The sequence below is a fragment of the Acidovorax sp. GW821-FHT10A04 genome (genome assembly GCF_059415825.1).
Map to the genome: position 1 here is coordinate 113,615 of NZ_JBWKNZ010000005.1, position 13,634 is coordinate 127,248.

The following is a 13,634-nucleotide window of genomic DNA, read 5'->3' on the forward strand; positions in this document are numbered from 1 at the left end:
GGGGGCATGCAAGTCTCCTCCTCTTCATCGGCCGGCAAAGTGTCTTCTTCCAGCAGCGGGGGCGGTGGCAGCGAGATCGCCAAGTTGCAAAAGCAGCTGCAGTCGCTGACCGAGGAGCTCAAGAACGTGGCCACGTCCGACCTGGACGCCAAGGCCAAGAAGGAGAAGGTCAAGCTGCTGCAGACCCAGATCCAGATGGTGCAGGCGCAGATCGCCGCCATCCAGCGTGCACGCCAGCAGGAGCAGCAGGCCGCACAGGCCCAGAAGGCCGAGGCGGCGGCCCAGGCCGCACGCGAGCAGCGCGCCAAAACCGAAGGCCAGGCCGCCACCAGCCTGGGCAGCCAGCTCGATACCTACGCCTGACAGGGGCCTAGCGCCTCAGCCGCCGGCTCGGCCCCCAAGGCACGGCGCCCGACCAGAGGTGTGGCTCAGTCCAGCCCGGCGGACTCCACGAGGCGCTGCGTATAGGGGTGCTGCGGCGCGTCGAGCACCTGGCCCACGGGGCCGCTTTCGAGCACGTTGCCGTCCTTCATCACCAGCACCTCGTGCGCCATGGCACGGATCACCTGCACGTCGTGGGTGATGAGCAGGTAGCTCAGGCCCTTTTCCTTCTGCAGGCGCTGCAGCAGCTTGAGCACTTGCTGCTGGATGGTGACGTCCAGGGCGCTGGTGGGCTCGTCGAGCACCAGCAGCTCGGGCTGCACGATGAGGGCGCGCGCAATGGCCAGGCGCTGGCGCTGGCCGCCCGAGAATTCATGCGGGTAGCGCGCCAGCAGGCCGGGGAACTGCGCCTCGGTCAGGCCGACCTCGGCCAGCGCGACCTCCACGCGCGTGCGCCGCTCGGCCACGCTGAGCGTGGGCTCGTGCACGCGCATGCCCTCGCCCACGATCTCTTCCACCGTGAGGCGTGGGGACAGCGAAGAGAACGGATCCTGGAACACCACCTGCACCTTGCGGCGCAGTTGCTGGTTGGCCGGTGAATTGCGCATGGCCGGCGCCTGCCAGCCCTGCCCCGCCACCTGCAGCGACCCGCCAAAGGGCAGCAGCCCCAGGATGGCCTGGGCCAGCGTGGACTTGCCCGAACCCGACTCCCCCACCACGCCGAGCGTGCGGCCCGGCGGCAGCGCCAGGCTGGCGCCCTGCACGGCCACGAACTCGCCCTTCTTGAACCAGCCGCGCAGGCCGGGCAGCGGTGTGGGGTAGACCACGCGCAGGTCGCTGGCCTGCAGCACGGGTGGCGTGCCCGGCGCCGGTGCGGCCTCGGTCACGTCGCGCTGGGGCTGGCTTTGCATCAGCTTGCGGGTGTAGGCATGCTGGGGTGCGCCAAACACTTCGGCCACGGTGCCCTGCTCCACCAGCACGCCCTGCTCCATCACGGCCACGCGGTCGGCAAAGCGGCGCACCAGGTTCAGGTCGTGCGTGATGAGCAGCACGGCCATGCCGGTCTGGCGCTGCAGGTCACTGAGCAGGTCCAGGATCTGGCCGCGCAGGGTCACGTCGAGTGCGGTCGTGGGCTCGTCGGCCAGCAGCAGCTGCGGCTCGCTGGCCAGGGCCATAGCAATCATGGCGCGCTGACGCTGCCCGCCCGAGAGCTGGTGCGGAAAGCTGTTGGCCCGGCGCGCGGGCTCGGGGATGCCGGTCTTGGCCAGCAGCTCGATGGCGGCTTGGGCACACTGCGCGCCCGTGAGGCCCTTCTTGAGCTGCAGGATTTCGGCGATCTGCTGGCCGATGGTCATCAGCGGGTTCAGCGCCGTCATGGGCTCCTGGAAGACCATGGCGATCTCGCCACCGCGCACGCCGCGCATCTCGCGCTCGCTCAGGGCCAGCAGGTCGCGCCCGCGCAGCAGGGCCTGGCCCGTCACCCGCGCATCGCCCGCCAGGCGCAGCAGGCTGAGCGCCGTGATGGTTTTGCCCGAGCCCGATTCGCCCACCAGGGCGAGCTTTTCGCCGGGGGCGATGGTGAAGCTGGCGCCGCTCACCACCTCCTTCCTGCCGAAGTGCACATGGAGATCCCGCACGTCGAGCAAAGGGCCTGACGGTGCCGTACCTGGACTGGATGCGGTACTCACTTGTCGGCCTTTCGCGGATCGAGGGCGTCGCGCAGGGCGTCGCCCATGAAGGTCAGCAGCAGCAGGGTGACCACCAGCACGGCGAAGGTGCTCAGCGAGATCCACCAGGCGTCGATGTTGTTCTTGCCCTGGCTCAGTAGCTCGCCCAGGCTGGGGGTGCCCGGCGGCACGCCCAGGCCCAGGAAGTCGAGGGCCGTGAGCGAGAGGATGGCGGCGCTCATGCGGAACGGCAGGAAGGTGACCACCGGGGTCAGGCTATTGGGCAGGATGTGGCGCCAGATGATCTGGGCATTGCTGACACCCAGGGCACGCGCCGCTTTCACGTAGTCGAGTTGGCGGTTGCGCAGGAACTCGGCCCGCACGTAGTCCGACAGGCCCATCCAGCCGAACAGGGAGAGCAGGATGAGCAGCAGCGAGATGCTGGGCGCGAACAGCGCGCTGAAGATGATGAGCAGGTACAGTTCGGGCATGGACTCCCAGATCTCGATGAAGCGCTGGAAGGCCAGATCGGTCTTGCCACCGAAGAAGCCCTGGATCGCCCCGGTGAGGATGCCCAGCACCGTGCCGATGAAGGTCAGCGCCAGGCCGAACAGCACGCTCACGCGGAAACCATAGATCAGCTGGGCCAGCATGTCCCGGCCCCGGTCATCGGTGCCCAGCCAGTTGTCGCGCGTGGGCGCCGAGGGATTGGGCTCCTTGGCGAAATAGTTGAGGGTGGTGGGCCCGTAGGTGTTGAGGGTGTAGAGGGCCCAGTTGTCGCCCGCGCTCAGCCGCTGCTGGATGAAGGGGTCCAGGTAGTCCGTGGGGGTCTCGAAATCACCGCCGAAGGTTTTTTCGGGGTAGGTCTGGAGCATGGGGAAGTAGGTCTGGCCCTCGTAGCGCACGATCAGGGGCCGGTCGTTGCTAACCACCTCGGCGGCCAGGCTGATGAGCACCAGCACGCAAAAGATGACCAGGCTCCACAAGCCCAGGCGGTTGCGCTTGAAGCGCAGCCAGGCCCGGCGCGAGGGAGAAAGGGAAACAGGGGCCGTGGGGGCCGTTGGCGTTGCTGTGGCCGGCGTACCGGTAGCGGTGGTGGGGCTTGCGGAGGGCGCGTTCATGCGGTCAGTCAAACTTCACGCGGGGATCTACCCACACATAGCAGAGGTCGCTGATGAGCTTGGTGACCATGCCAATCAGGGTGAACAGGTACAGCGTGCCCAGCACCACGGGGTAGTCGCGGCGGATCACGCTCTCGTAGCCGAGCAGGCCCAGTCCATCGAGCGAGAAGAGGGTTTCGATGAGCAGCGAGCCGGCGAAGAAGGCACCGATGAAGGCCGCTGGAAAGCCCGTGATGATGGGGATCAGCGCATTGCGGAACACATGCTTCCAGAGCACCTGCCGCTCCGACAGACCCTTGGCCCGGGCCGTCAGCACGTACTGCTTGCGGATCTCTTCGAGGAAGGCGTTCTTGGTGAGCATTGCCGTCACCGCAAAGCTGCCCGCCACCATGGCCGTCACAGGCAGCGTGATGTGCCACAGGTAGTCCACGATGCGCGCCCCCCAGGTCATCTGGTCCCAGTTGGACGACACCAGCCCGCGCAGCGGGAACCATTGCAGCTGGCCGCCAAAGATCACCAGCAGCGCCACGCCGAGCACGAAGCCCGGAATCGCATAGCCCACCAGGATCAACAGCGTGGTGACCAGGTCGAAGCGAGAGCCCGCACGCACCGCCTTGGCCACGCCCAACGGAACGGCCACCAGGTAGCTGATGAAGAAGGTCCACAGCCCCAGGCTGATGGAGACAGGGAGTTTTTCCTTCACGAGCTCCCACACATTCTTGTTCTGGAAGAAGCTCTTGCCCAGATCGAAGCGCGCGAACTGGCCCAGCATGATGAAAAAGCGCTCGTGCGCCGGCTTGTCGAAGCCGTAGAGCGCCTTGATCTGCTCCACGCGCTTGGGGTCCACCCCCTGGTCGCCACGGTAGGACATGCCGCCTTCCGCACCCTGCCCCTTGCCGGCCGCGGCACGGGCCTCGGCCATGTACTGCTCCACCGGGCCGCCGGGCACGAACTGGATCACCGCAAAGGTCAGAAGCAACACACCCAGCAAGGTGGGCAGCATGAGCAGCAGGCGTTTGGCGATGTAGGCAAGCATGGCGTAGGGCTGGGCTCCGGCGGTTCAGGGTTGGGCCATCGTCATCATGGCTTCTTGATGCTCCACCAGGAGAACATCAGCCACTCCTCGGCCTTGGCGTAGGGCGGCATGGGCTCCTTGTAGGCCAGGCGCTGCTGGTTGTAGACCACGCGGTGCGAGGACAGCGTCCATTGCGGAATCAGGTAGTGGCTGTGCATGATCACGCGGTCCAGCGCACGGCAGGCGGGCAGCAGTTCGGCCTTGGTGTCGGCGCGGGTCAGCTTGGTGACGATGGCGTCGATGGCCGCACTCTTCACCCCGGTGTAGTTGGCGGCCCCCTCGACATCGGCGCGCTTGCTGCCGAAGTACTCCTGCATCTCCTGGCCCGGGTTGTAGGTGCCCTGGAACGCCAGGCTGATCATGTCGAAGTCGAACTTGTCCATGCGTTGCTGGTACAGGGCAAAGTCCACCGTGGCGAAGCGCAGGGTGATGCCCAGCTTTTCCAGGTTGCGGATCCAGGGGGTCACGGTGCGGGCCCCGCCCTCCTTGCTGTCCAGGAACTCGATCACCATGGCATCGCCCTTGGCGTTGCGCAGGGCGCCGTCGCGGTAGGTCCAGCCGGCGTCGGCCAGCAACTGGCGGGCACGGCGCAGGTTTTCGCGCAGCGAATGGCCTTCGCCCTCGGTCACTGGCGGCTGGTACATGGGGCCGAACACGGCATCGGGCACCTTGCCGCGCCAGGGTTCCAGCAGCTTGAGCTCCTCGGGGCCGGGCGTGCCGGTGGCCTGGCAATCGGTGTTGCCGAACAGGTCGGTCACGCGTGGGTAGCCGCCGTAGAACATCTGCCGGTTCATCCACTCGTAGTCGATGGCCAGGCCCAGCGCCTCGCGCACGCGCGGGTCGCTCAGCATGGGCCGGCGGGTGTTCAGCACATAGCTCTGGAAGCCCGCAGGCAGGCGGTGCTTCATGTCCTTCTTGACCAGCACCCCTTGCTTGAACAGTTTGCCATTGATGCGGCGCGCCCAGTCGCCCGCCGAGTACACGGTCATGAAGTCGAACTCGCCGGCCTTCACGGCCTCCAGCCGGGCGGTGTTGTCCTTGTAGATCTTGACGGTGATGTTGTCGAAGTTGAACGCACCCTTGTTCACGTTCAGGTTGCGGCCCCAGTAGTTGGGATCGCGGGTGTAGGTGATGTCGCGCCCGAACGCCACCGGGCCGATGCGGTAGGGGCCGCTGCCGATAGGCGTATCGGTCACGATCTGGTCGAAGGGCTTGGCCTTGCCGTCGGCCTGCCGGCCCCAGGCACGGCTGAAGATGGACAGGCTGCCCACCGTGAGCGGCAGTTCGCGGTTGGGCAGCTTGAAGCGAAAGCGCACCGTGCGCTTGTCGATCACGTCCACGCCCGCCACTTCCTGCAGCAGGGTGGCATAGCCGGGCGAGGCCTGGGGGCTGATCAGCGTCTCGTAGCTGTACTTGACGTCTGCGGCCTCCACGGGGCTGCCATCGTGAAAGCGTGCTTCGGCCCGCAGGCGGAAGGTGGCGCTCAACCGGTCGGGCGCCACGTCCACGTCCTCTGCCAGCAGGCCGTAGCCCGAAGCCGTCTCGTCCATGGAGCCGGTGAGCAGGCTCTCGAACAGCAGATCCGAGAGGTAGGCCGGTGGCGAGCCCTTCATGGTGAAGGGGTTGTACTTGTCGAAGGTGGAGTAGCGCAGGTTGCTCACCATGCGCAGCTCGCCCCCCTTTGGTGCATCGGGGTTCACATAGTCGAAATGCGCAAACCCGGCCGGGTACTTGAGGTCGCCCCACAGCGCATAGCCATGCGCCGCCCAGGCAGCAGGCACTGCGCAACAACCCATCAGCAAAAAAGTGAGCCAAGACCGCATGCGACAATTCTGCACTACGTTCGGCCGGCTCTGCAGCGAATGGCGCATATCCATACGCGGTGGTTACCCGGCCCTTCATCGCCCTTTCTTACGCATTCATTCACTCATTGATTGATTGCATTACCCCAAAATTCCACAGGAGAACGAACCATGGGTTTTCTGACCGGCAAGAAACTGCTCATCACCGGCGTGCTGTCCAACCGCTCCATCGCCTACGGCATCGCCAAGGCCTGCCACGCACAGGGCGCAGAACTTGCCTTCAGCTACGTGGGCGACCGCTTCAAGGACCGCATCACCGACTTTGCGGCCGAGTTCAATTCCAAGCTCATTTTTGACTGCGACGTGGGCAGCGACGAGCAGATCGACCGCATGTTCGCCGACCTGGCCCAGGTGTGGCTGAAGTTCGACGGCTTCGTGCACAGCATCGGCTTCGCGCCGCGCGAGGCCATCGCCGGCGACTTCCTGGAAGGCCTGTCGCGCGAGTCGTTCCGCATCGCCCACGACATCAGCGCCTACAGCTTCCCGGCCATGGCCAAGTCGGCCCTGCCCTACCTCAACGAGAAGTCGTCGCTGATCACGCTGAGCTACCTGGGCGCGCTGCGCACCATTCCCAACTACAATACCATGGGCCTGGCCAAGGCCAGCCTGGAAGCCAGCGTGCGCTACCTGGCCGAAGCCCTGGGCCCCAAGGGCATGCGCGTGAACGGCATCAGCGCCGGGCCGATCAAGACCCTGGCTGCGAGCGGGATCAAGGATTTCGGCAAGCTGCTGTCGATGGTGGCGGACTCTTCTCCATTGCGCCGCAATGTGACCATTGAAGACGTGGGCAATGTGGCGGCGTTCTTGCTGTCGGACCTGGCCAGCGGGATGACGGCTGAGATCACCTACGTGGATGGTGGGTTCAGCCAGACGGCTGGGGTTAGCCGGGATACCGTGGGCTGATTTTCTTGGTTGTCTTGAAGCTTCGCGGCTCTTTGGCTGTGGGTGCTTCTGTTTTTCTTTGAGGGCGGAGGCCGGGTCTCGGCCCGGCGGCCGAGGTACCTTTCTTTGCGTCGCCAAAGAAACGTACCCCAAAGAAAGGCGACCCCGCTGCCCGTGTCCCTTCGCTTCGCTACGGGCAGCCTGCGATGCTCGGTCCTGGGGTGCACCGCGGAACTCGCTGCGTTCCCCCTTCGGGCGAACTCCGCTCAAACAACCGCGGTGAGTCAGACAACGAGGCGCGTGTCCTTCGGCACGCGCTCACCCCAGGCCCTGCGCTTCTCGGCACGGTCAGAAGGGGGTGGGAGCGGGCTCCACTCGGGCCATTGCTTCGCTCGGCCTGTGGTCCTTCGCTGCGCTCGGCTCGCCGGGGCGATCGCGCCCCGCATGTCGGCAGCGCGCAGCGCGAACCGACCCCAGGCGTAGCTGCGAAGCAGCAGCCGTCTTTGACCCACGCTTCGTGAACTGACTTGCCGCTGCTGTTTGAGCGGAGCTCACCCGCAGGGGGAACGCAGCGAGTTCAGCGGCACCACCCCAGAGCCGAGCATCGCAGGCTGCCCCCGTTCGCCCGACAGGGCGTACGGGGGACGCAGACTGGGGGTCGCCTTCTCTTTGGTGACTTTCTCTTGACGACGCAAGAGAAAGTTACTGCGCCGCCGGGCGCACATCCCGGCCCCCGCCCTCAATCAAGGCATGCAGCAACCATCACAGAGACTAGCGATGGCTCAGCCGACGCACAGCCCAATCCCCAAGGCTCTGCACCGCCTGCACAAAGAAAATCAACACCAGCACCACAGCCAGCATGATCTCCGGCAGGAACCGCTGGTATCCATAACGAATCCCCAGATCCCCCAACCCACCACCACCAATCGCCCCAGCCATCGCCGAGTAACCAGTCAGGCTCACGAAGGTGATGGTCAGCCCAGCGACGATGCCAGGCAAAGCCTCCGGCAGCAACACCTTCCAGACGATCTGGCTGGTCGTCGCCCCCATGGCCTGGGCCGCCTCGACCAGCCCATGGTCCACCTCGCGCAGCGCCGCTTCCACCAGGCGCGCGACGAAGGGCGCGGCGGCAATGGTCAACGGCACCACGGCCGCCGCCGTGCCGATGGACGAGCCCGTGATGAAGCGCGTGAACGGGATGATGGCCACCAGCAGGATGATGAAGGGTGTGGAGCGCACGGCATTCACCAGCCAGCCCACGAGCTTGTTGACGGGCCCGTTCTGCAGCACGCCACCGTGGTCCGTGAGGCGCAAAAACACGCCCAGCGGCACGCCGATGAGGCCGCCGACGAGACCCGAGATGCCCACCATGATGAGCGTCTCCCACAAGGACGAGGCAAAGAGTTCCAGCATGGCCGGAGTGAAATGGTCGAACATTGCTTTCTTGCCCCTCAGGTTTCAATCGTGACTTCTTCGACGGCCACGCCGCTGGCGCGCAAGTGCTCCACGGCACAGCGCAGGCGTTCGGGCTCGCCGCTGGCGTACACGGCCAGCGAGCCGAAGGTCTCGTCCTGGATCTCGTCGACCTGGCCGTGCAGGATGCTCATGTCCACGCCGAACTCGCGGATCAGCTGCGACAGGATGGGCTGGTAGGCGCTGTCACCCGAGTACGACAGGCGCAGCAGCCGGCCCGCGTGGCCCGGCGCCGTGGTGGCCAGCTGGCCGGTGAGCTTGCGCACATGGTCGAGCACGCTGGCAGGCAGCTCCTGCGGCAGGATCTCGTCGATCAGGCTCTTGGTGATGGCCTGCTCGGGGCGGGTGAACACCTCCAGCACGCGGCCCTGCTCCACGATGCGGCCGGCCTCGATCACGGCCACACGGTCGGCCACCTGCTTGATGACCTGCATCTGGTGGGTGATGAGCACCACCGTGAGGCCCAGCTCGCGGTTCACCTGGCGCAGCAGGTCGAGGATGGAGCGCGTGGTCTCGGGGTCCAGCGCCGAGGTGGCTTCGTCCGACAGCAGCACCTTGGGCCGGCTGGCGAGTGCGCGCGCAATGCCAACGCGCTGTTTTTGCCCGCCGCTGATCTGCGCCGGGTAGCGGTTGGCCAGGGCCGACAGGCCCACCAGCTCCAGCAAGGGGTTCACCCGCTCGCGGATGGCGGCCTTGTCCATGCCCGCCAGTTCCAGCGGCAGCGCGGCGTTGTCGAACACGGTGCGCGAGGACAGCAGGTTGAAGTGCTGGAACACCATGCCGATGTCGCGGCGCGCCTCGCGCAGTTGCGCGTCATTGAGCTTGGTGAGGTCGCGGCCATTGACGATGACCTCGCCCTGTGTGGGGCGGTTGAGCAGGTTGATGACGCGCACCAGCGAGCTCTTGCCCGCACCGCTCTTGCCGATGATGCCGAAGACCTCGCCCGGATGGATGTGCAGGTCGATGCCCCTGAGGGCTTCCACCGGGCCTTGTGGGCCCGGGTAAATCTGGGTGATACCCCGTAAGTCGATCATGAAAAGTCAAAAGGCCGCCCTGCGCCTGTGGCACAGGTCCGGCCCTGGTTGGAAAGGATAAGGGAATGTACTATTGCGCCATAAGAAATCCAACTATAGAAAAATAAAGTAATAAGACATCAAAGTTATTTGGAAATTTCCCACGGGGTACCAGCACCGCCCAGGCCATGCCGCCACCCGGCGCAGAACAGGCGGGATGCGGGGCCCCGCATCAATCAAGGCACAGCGCACGAGGGCTCGTCACCAAACACCACCCTGTTGCGCCCCGATTGCTTGGCGCGGTACAGTGCCGCGTCAGCCGCCGAAAGAAGGGCATCCAGGCTCGCTGGCAGGCGCGGCACATGCGCCACCCCGATGCTGACAGTGGAGACCAGTGGCGTGCCGTCTTCCAGCGTGGTGGCATGCGCCGCGCACGCATCGCAGATGCGCTGGGCGACCGTCTGTGCCACCTGCGCAGAGCCATCGGGAAGCAGTACCGCGAACTCTTCGCCTCCCAGACGGCCCAGCACGTCGGTTTCACGCAGGCAGCGGCTGACCAGTTGCGCAAAATCCGCCAGCACCAGGTCGCCTGCCGCATGCCCATGCACGTCGTTGACCCTCTTGAAGTGGTCGATGTCGAGCATCAGGGCAGCAAACTCCCGCTGACGCCCCACCGTATCGCGAAACAGTGCCTCAGCACGGTCCATGAAACCGGCCCGGTTGAGCACCCCTGTGAGGTGGTCATGCGTGGCAGCGTGCTGCAACTGCCGCAGCGCTTCGTTGCGGGCAGCCATGACGCTGGCCACCGACAACGGAGCCAGCACCATCAGCGCCACACCGATGCGAAACGACTGCAGTTCGTATTGACCGCCGAAGTCCGACCCAAGGTGCAGGTAGCCGACCGATACCGCCATCAGAGTCCATACGCTGCACAGCAGCGTGAGCACCGCCGTCACGAACAGGCTGTAGGTCAGGGCACACCACAGCAGGCCGGGCACCAGGTAGGAGACGGCACCCGGCCCGCTGATGACCATGCCCAGCGCACCGCCCAGAAACAAGGTCAACGCCGGCGCCATTTTCAGGAGATCCAGGCGCAGCACAACTTCGCGGCGCCGCTGGCCGCGCAGCGGGCGCCGCCAGGTCGGCATGGTCAGTATCACGGGCAGGATCACCAGATAATCAACCAACTCTGCCGTGAACCAGATCAGCATGCCGTCAGCGCGCGACCCATGGAAGAGCAGCGGGTTGATCACCATGCCCACCAGGCCGGCAGTCAGCGAGGCCATGGCCACGATGACGATCAGGTAGACCACCGACAGGGGTTGCAGCAGGCGCCGGTGGCCCAGCGGTATGCGGGAGAAAAGCAGGTAGCCCACGATGACACCGGCCATGTTGGCCAGTGTGAGCCAAGCCACCTTGGGCCAGGTGCCGCCCATGGCCACATCGGCCAGGACAAAACCGGCAGCCGCGCCGCACCATGCCAGCACGGAAGTCGGCCGCAGCCGGCGCACCAGCACACCGAGCAAGACGGCATTGGCAGGCCAGAACGCCGCCAGCGCCCCGGTGGGCCGGGTCAGGATGCCCAACAGGGCAAAACCGAACACCAGGCAGCAGAGCAGCAGCGCATCCAGAGCGGACTCTCTGGCAATGGCAGGCCACGCCGGGGCTGCACCGGGGGGAGGTACGGATTCCTCTGTCATGGGCACCTCGGGGCCGCCAGATCCAGCACCACGCGGGACCGAGCCTGACCGCTTCCTTTATATCGGTGAACCGGCAGACCGCGTGCCCGCGCATACCCTCTTGCTTCCAGACCAGGGGCCGGGCATGCACCCCGGTACCGCGGGCCAGAACAACGGCCGTCAGGCAGTGACAGCCACCACCCGACCCTGGACCCTGCGCGATACCAGCACCCCCAGAACCACCACGCCCGCGGCGGCAATCGAGAACACCTGAGCGATCCAGCCGCGGTCCACGCTGGCTGCGACGGCCAGCACGCCCAGCGACTGGCCCAGGAACAGCAGGCAGGCGAACAGCGTGACGGCCGCACCGCGCGCCTCGGGCGCCATCTGCGTGGCCTGTACCTGCAGCGTGTTGTGCAGCATGTAGAAACCCAGGCCGGCAAGAAAGCAGCCCAGCACCGCCAGGGGTACCAAAGGCGCCCAGGCCAGCAACAGCAGGCCCATGCCGATCATCAAGGCGCCCAGCAAGGCCAGGCCCTTCTCACCCAGCAAGGCCAGCCAGCGGCGCGCCATCAGGCTGTAGACCAGCCCGCCCACGCCATACAGCACCATCACGCCACCGGCAGCCGACGCCGACAGGCCGAAGCCATCGACCATGCGCGCCGGCACGAAGGCCATGGTGCCGAAGCCCAGGGCGCCTTCGACCGCAACGATGGCCAGCACCCAGCGCACGCGCGGCATGCGCAGCAGCCGGCCCGTGGTCGCCAGGTAGGCCCGCAGCGAAAACGGCGCCGGCGCACCGGCACCCTCCCCCGACATGGCCGCACTGGCCTGTGCAGCGCGCACCTGGCGCAGCAGCATGGTGGCGGCCGTGAGGAACAGCACGGACAGCACGGCGAACGCCCAGCGCCAGCCCAGGGCTTCCACCGCAAAGCCGCCGAACCATTGGCCCGCCATCATCCCCGATACCGTGGCCACCATGAGCCGGGCCAGCGTCTCCTGGCGCTGCTCGTAGGCCACGCTGTCCCCGATCCAGGCCATGGACAGCGGGATGATGCCGGCCGCCGCCGCGCCCATGAAGGCGCGCGAGGCCACCAGCACCGGCAGCGTGGGCGCCAGCGCGGTCACGGCGCTGAACAGCGCGCAGGCAAACGTGGCGCTCACGATCACGCGCAGCTTGCCCAGCCGGTCACCCAGCGGGCCGTAGAAAAGCTGCAGCACCCCGTAGGCCACGGCAAAGGCAGCGATCACGGCCGAGGCATCGCCCGTGGTGACCTGGAATTCGCTGGACAGCGCGACCAGCATGGGGTCGCAAATGCGCATGGACGCCATGCTGGCAAAGGCCGCCACGCCGATCAGGCGCAGCATCGTCGAGGAAGAAGTCATATGCGCCGATTGTGCGGTGCAGCGCGCAAGGCTGCTGGCAGCGCATCCAATGCCCCGGCACCAGGGGCCCGGCGATCAAGCCTTGGCCGTATTGAAGCGCGTATCGAAGGTACCGCGTACATCCAGCCGCTGCTTGATCAGGCCGGCCGCCAGGTAGAAATCGGCCGTGCGCTGCTGGTCGGCCAGCACCTGGGCGTCGATGTCCTGCCAGCGCGTGGCGCGGCGCTCGAACTGCAGTTGGGCAGCGTCGGCCGGGATGCCGATGATGCGCGCCAGCGACTGGCCGAAGGGCTTGGCGTTCTGGTAGGACCAGACCTGGGCGCGCACCACGCGCTCCTTGAAGTCCTGCAGCACCGCTGTCTTCTCGGCCAGGGCCACCTCGGTGGCGGCCAGGTAGCTCAGGCCGGTCCACAGCCCGCGCCCGTTGACCAGCACGCGCGCGTGGCCGCTGGTTTCGGCCAGCGCGGTGTAGGGCTCCCAGGTGGCCCAGGCATCGACCGAGCCCTGGGTGAGCGCGAGCTTGGCGTCCGGCGGCGGGATGAAGCGCAGCTGCACGTCGTCGGCCTTGAGGCCCGCTGACTCCAGCACCTTGAGTGTGACGAAGTGGCCGATGGAGCCGCGGTTGGTCGCAATGCTCTTGCCCTTGAGATCGGCTGCGGTCTTGAGCGGCGAGTTGGGCGCCACCAGCACCGCCGTGCCATAGGCATCCGACCGGCTCGCTGCAAAGGCCTTCACGCGGCTGCCCGCGGCCAGGGTGAACAGCAGCGGCGCATCACCGATGGGCCCGAAGTCCACGGCATTGGCGTTGAGCGCCTCGGCCAGCGGCGCCGCGGCCGGGAACTCGCTCCATTTGATGTCGTAGGGCAGGTTCTTGAGCTCGCCTGCGGCGTCCAGCAGGGCCTGCAGCCCGCCCTTCTGGTCACCCGCGCGCAGCAGCACGCGCGACTGCGCATGCGTGAGCACCGGCGAGAGGAAGGAACTGGCGGCGACGGAGGCGGTGAGCAGGTGGTTGAATTGGCGGCGCAGCATGGTGGTGGTTGGTGAACGGAGGATCGTCAATCGGTGGGAACTGCCGCCATTGCAGCACCCATGGCG

General features: G+C 66.4%; 11 protein-coding genes. 2 read left to right on the forward strand and 9 right to left on the reverse strand.

Annotated elements, in window-relative coordinates; all coding sequences use genetic code 11:
• The first annotated feature begins 6 nt into the window (after positions 1–6).
• Positions 7–363, forward strand: coding sequence for a FlxA-like family protein (locus tag AC07PF_RS12720; RefSeq protein ID WP_494612115.1), 357 nt, complete (start codon positions 7–9; stop codon positions 361–363).
• 65 nt (positions 364–428) lie between these two features.
• Here the strand turns inward: AC07PF_RS12720 and AC07PF_RS12725 are convergent, their stop codons facing one another.
• From AC07PF_RS12725 to AC07PF_RS12740, 4 genes are read right to left on the reverse strand one after another with little or no spacing between them, the layout of a single operon-like run.
• A complete protein-coding gene (locus AC07PF_RS12725) occupies positions 429–2,069 on the reverse strand; it encodes an ABC transporter ATP-binding protein (RefSeq protein WP_494612116.1) in 1,641 nt (546 codons plus the stop codon).
• Positions 2,066–3,169 (reverse strand): ABC transporter permease, encoded by a 1,104-nt coding sequence (locus AC07PF_RS12730; RefSeq protein WP_007862136.1) that lies wholly within the window; start codon positions 3,167–3,169, stop codon positions 2,066–2,068. The genes AC07PF_RS12725 and AC07PF_RS12730 overlap by 4 nt, the downstream gene beginning before the upstream one ends.
• Positions 3,170–3,173: 4 nt before the next feature.
• Positions 3,174–4,205: a microcin C ABC transporter permease YejB gene (locus AC07PF_RS12735; protein WP_007862140.1), complete on the reverse strand. Its 1,032-nt coding sequence runs from the start codon at positions 4,203–4,205 to the stop codon at positions 3,174–3,176.
• A gap of 44 nt (positions 4,206–4,249) precedes the next feature.
• Entirely contained in the window at positions 4,250–6,067 is a 1,818-nt protein-coding gene (locus tag AC07PF_RS12740) for an extracellular solute-binding protein (RefSeq protein ID WP_494612117.1), read from the reverse strand.
• 150 nt (positions 6,068–6,217) lie between these two features.
• Between AC07PF_RS12740 and fabI the strand changes: the two genes are divergently transcribed.
• Entirely contained in the window at positions 6,218–7,009 is a 792-nt protein-coding gene (gene fabI / locus AC07PF_RS12745; protein ID WP_494612118.1) for an enoyl-ACP reductase FabI, read from the forward strand.
• Positions 7,010–7,759: 750 nt separating this feature from the next.
• Here fabI and AC07PF_RS12750 read toward each other — a convergent pair.
• The 5 genes from AC07PF_RS12750 to AC07PF_RS12770 form a co-directional block, all read right to left on the reverse strand.
• Positions 7,760–8,425, reverse strand: a complete 666-nt coding sequence (locus AC07PF_RS12750) for a methionine ABC transporter permease (protein ID WP_007857964.1) — start codon at positions 8,423–8,425, stop codon at positions 7,760–7,762.
• Positions 8,426–8,439: 14 nt separating this feature from the next.
• Positions 8,440–9,495, reverse strand: coding sequence for a methionine ABC transporter ATP-binding protein (locus tag AC07PF_RS12755; RefSeq protein WP_494612119.1), 1,056 nt, complete (start codon positions 9,493–9,495; stop codon positions 8,440–8,442).
• A gap of 215 nt (positions 9,496–9,710) precedes the next feature.
• Entirely contained in the window at positions 9,711–11,174 is a 1,464-nt protein-coding gene (locus AC07PF_RS12760; RefSeq protein WP_494612120.1) for a GGDEF domain-containing protein, read from the reverse strand.
• A 159-nt stretch (positions 11,175–11,333) separates the two neighbouring features.
• Positions 11,334–12,539: an MFS transporter gene (locus AC07PF_RS12765; RefSeq protein ID WP_494612121.1), complete on the reverse strand. Its 1,206-nt coding sequence runs from the start codon at positions 12,537–12,539 to the stop codon at positions 11,334–11,336.
• A 75-nt stretch (positions 12,540–12,614) separates the two neighbouring features.
• Positions 12,615–13,568, reverse strand: a complete 954-nt coding sequence (locus AC07PF_RS12770) for an ABC transporter substrate-binding protein (RefSeq protein ID WP_007857968.1) — start codon at positions 13,566–13,568, stop codon at positions 12,615–12,617.
• Positions 13,569–13,634 lie beyond the last annotated feature (66 nt).

What these genes read in the sequence shown, in the direction of transcription:
- AC07PF_RS12720 (WP_494612115.1), top strand. Translation starts at nt 7, where the DNA reads ATGCAAGTCTCCTCCTCTTCATCGGCCGGCAAAGTGTCTTCTTCCAGC.
- AC07PF_RS12730 (WP_007862136.1), bottom strand. Translation starts at nt 3,169, where the DNA reads ATGAACGCGCCCTCCGCAAGCCCCACCACCGCTACCGGTACGCCGGCC.
- AC07PF_RS12735 (WP_007862140.1), bottom strand. Translation starts at nt 4,205, where the DNA reads ATGCTTGCCTACATCGCCAAACGCCTGCTGCTCATGCTGCCCACCTTG.
- AC07PF_RS12740 (WP_494612117.1), bottom strand. Translation starts at nt 6,067, where the DNA reads ATGCGGTCTTGGCTCACTTTTTTGCTGATGGGTTGTTGCGCAGTGCCT.
- fabI (WP_494612118.1), top strand. Translation starts at nt 6,218, where the DNA reads ATGGGTTTTCTGACCGGCAAGAAACTGCTCATCACCGGCGTGCTGTCC.
- AC07PF_RS12750 (WP_007857964.1), bottom strand. Translation starts at nt 8,425, where the DNA reads ATGTTCGACCATTTCACTCCGGCCATGCTGGAACTCTTTGCCTCGTCC.
- AC07PF_RS12755 (WP_494612119.1), bottom strand. Translation starts at nt 9,495, where the DNA reads ATGATCGACTTACGGGGTATCACCCAGATTTACCCGGGCCCACAAGGC.
- AC07PF_RS12760 (WP_494612120.1), bottom strand. Translation starts at nt 11,174, where the DNA reads ATGACAGAGGAATCCGTACCTCCCCCCGGTGCAGCCCCGGCGTGGCCT.
- AC07PF_RS12765 (WP_494612121.1), bottom strand. Translation starts at nt 12,539, where the DNA reads ATGACTTCTTCCTCGACGATGCTGCGCCTGATCGGCGTGGCGGCCTTT.
- AC07PF_RS12770 (WP_007857968.1), bottom strand. Translation starts at nt 13,568, where the DNA reads ATGCTGCGCCGCCAATTCAACCACCTGCTCACCGCCTCCGTCGCCGCC.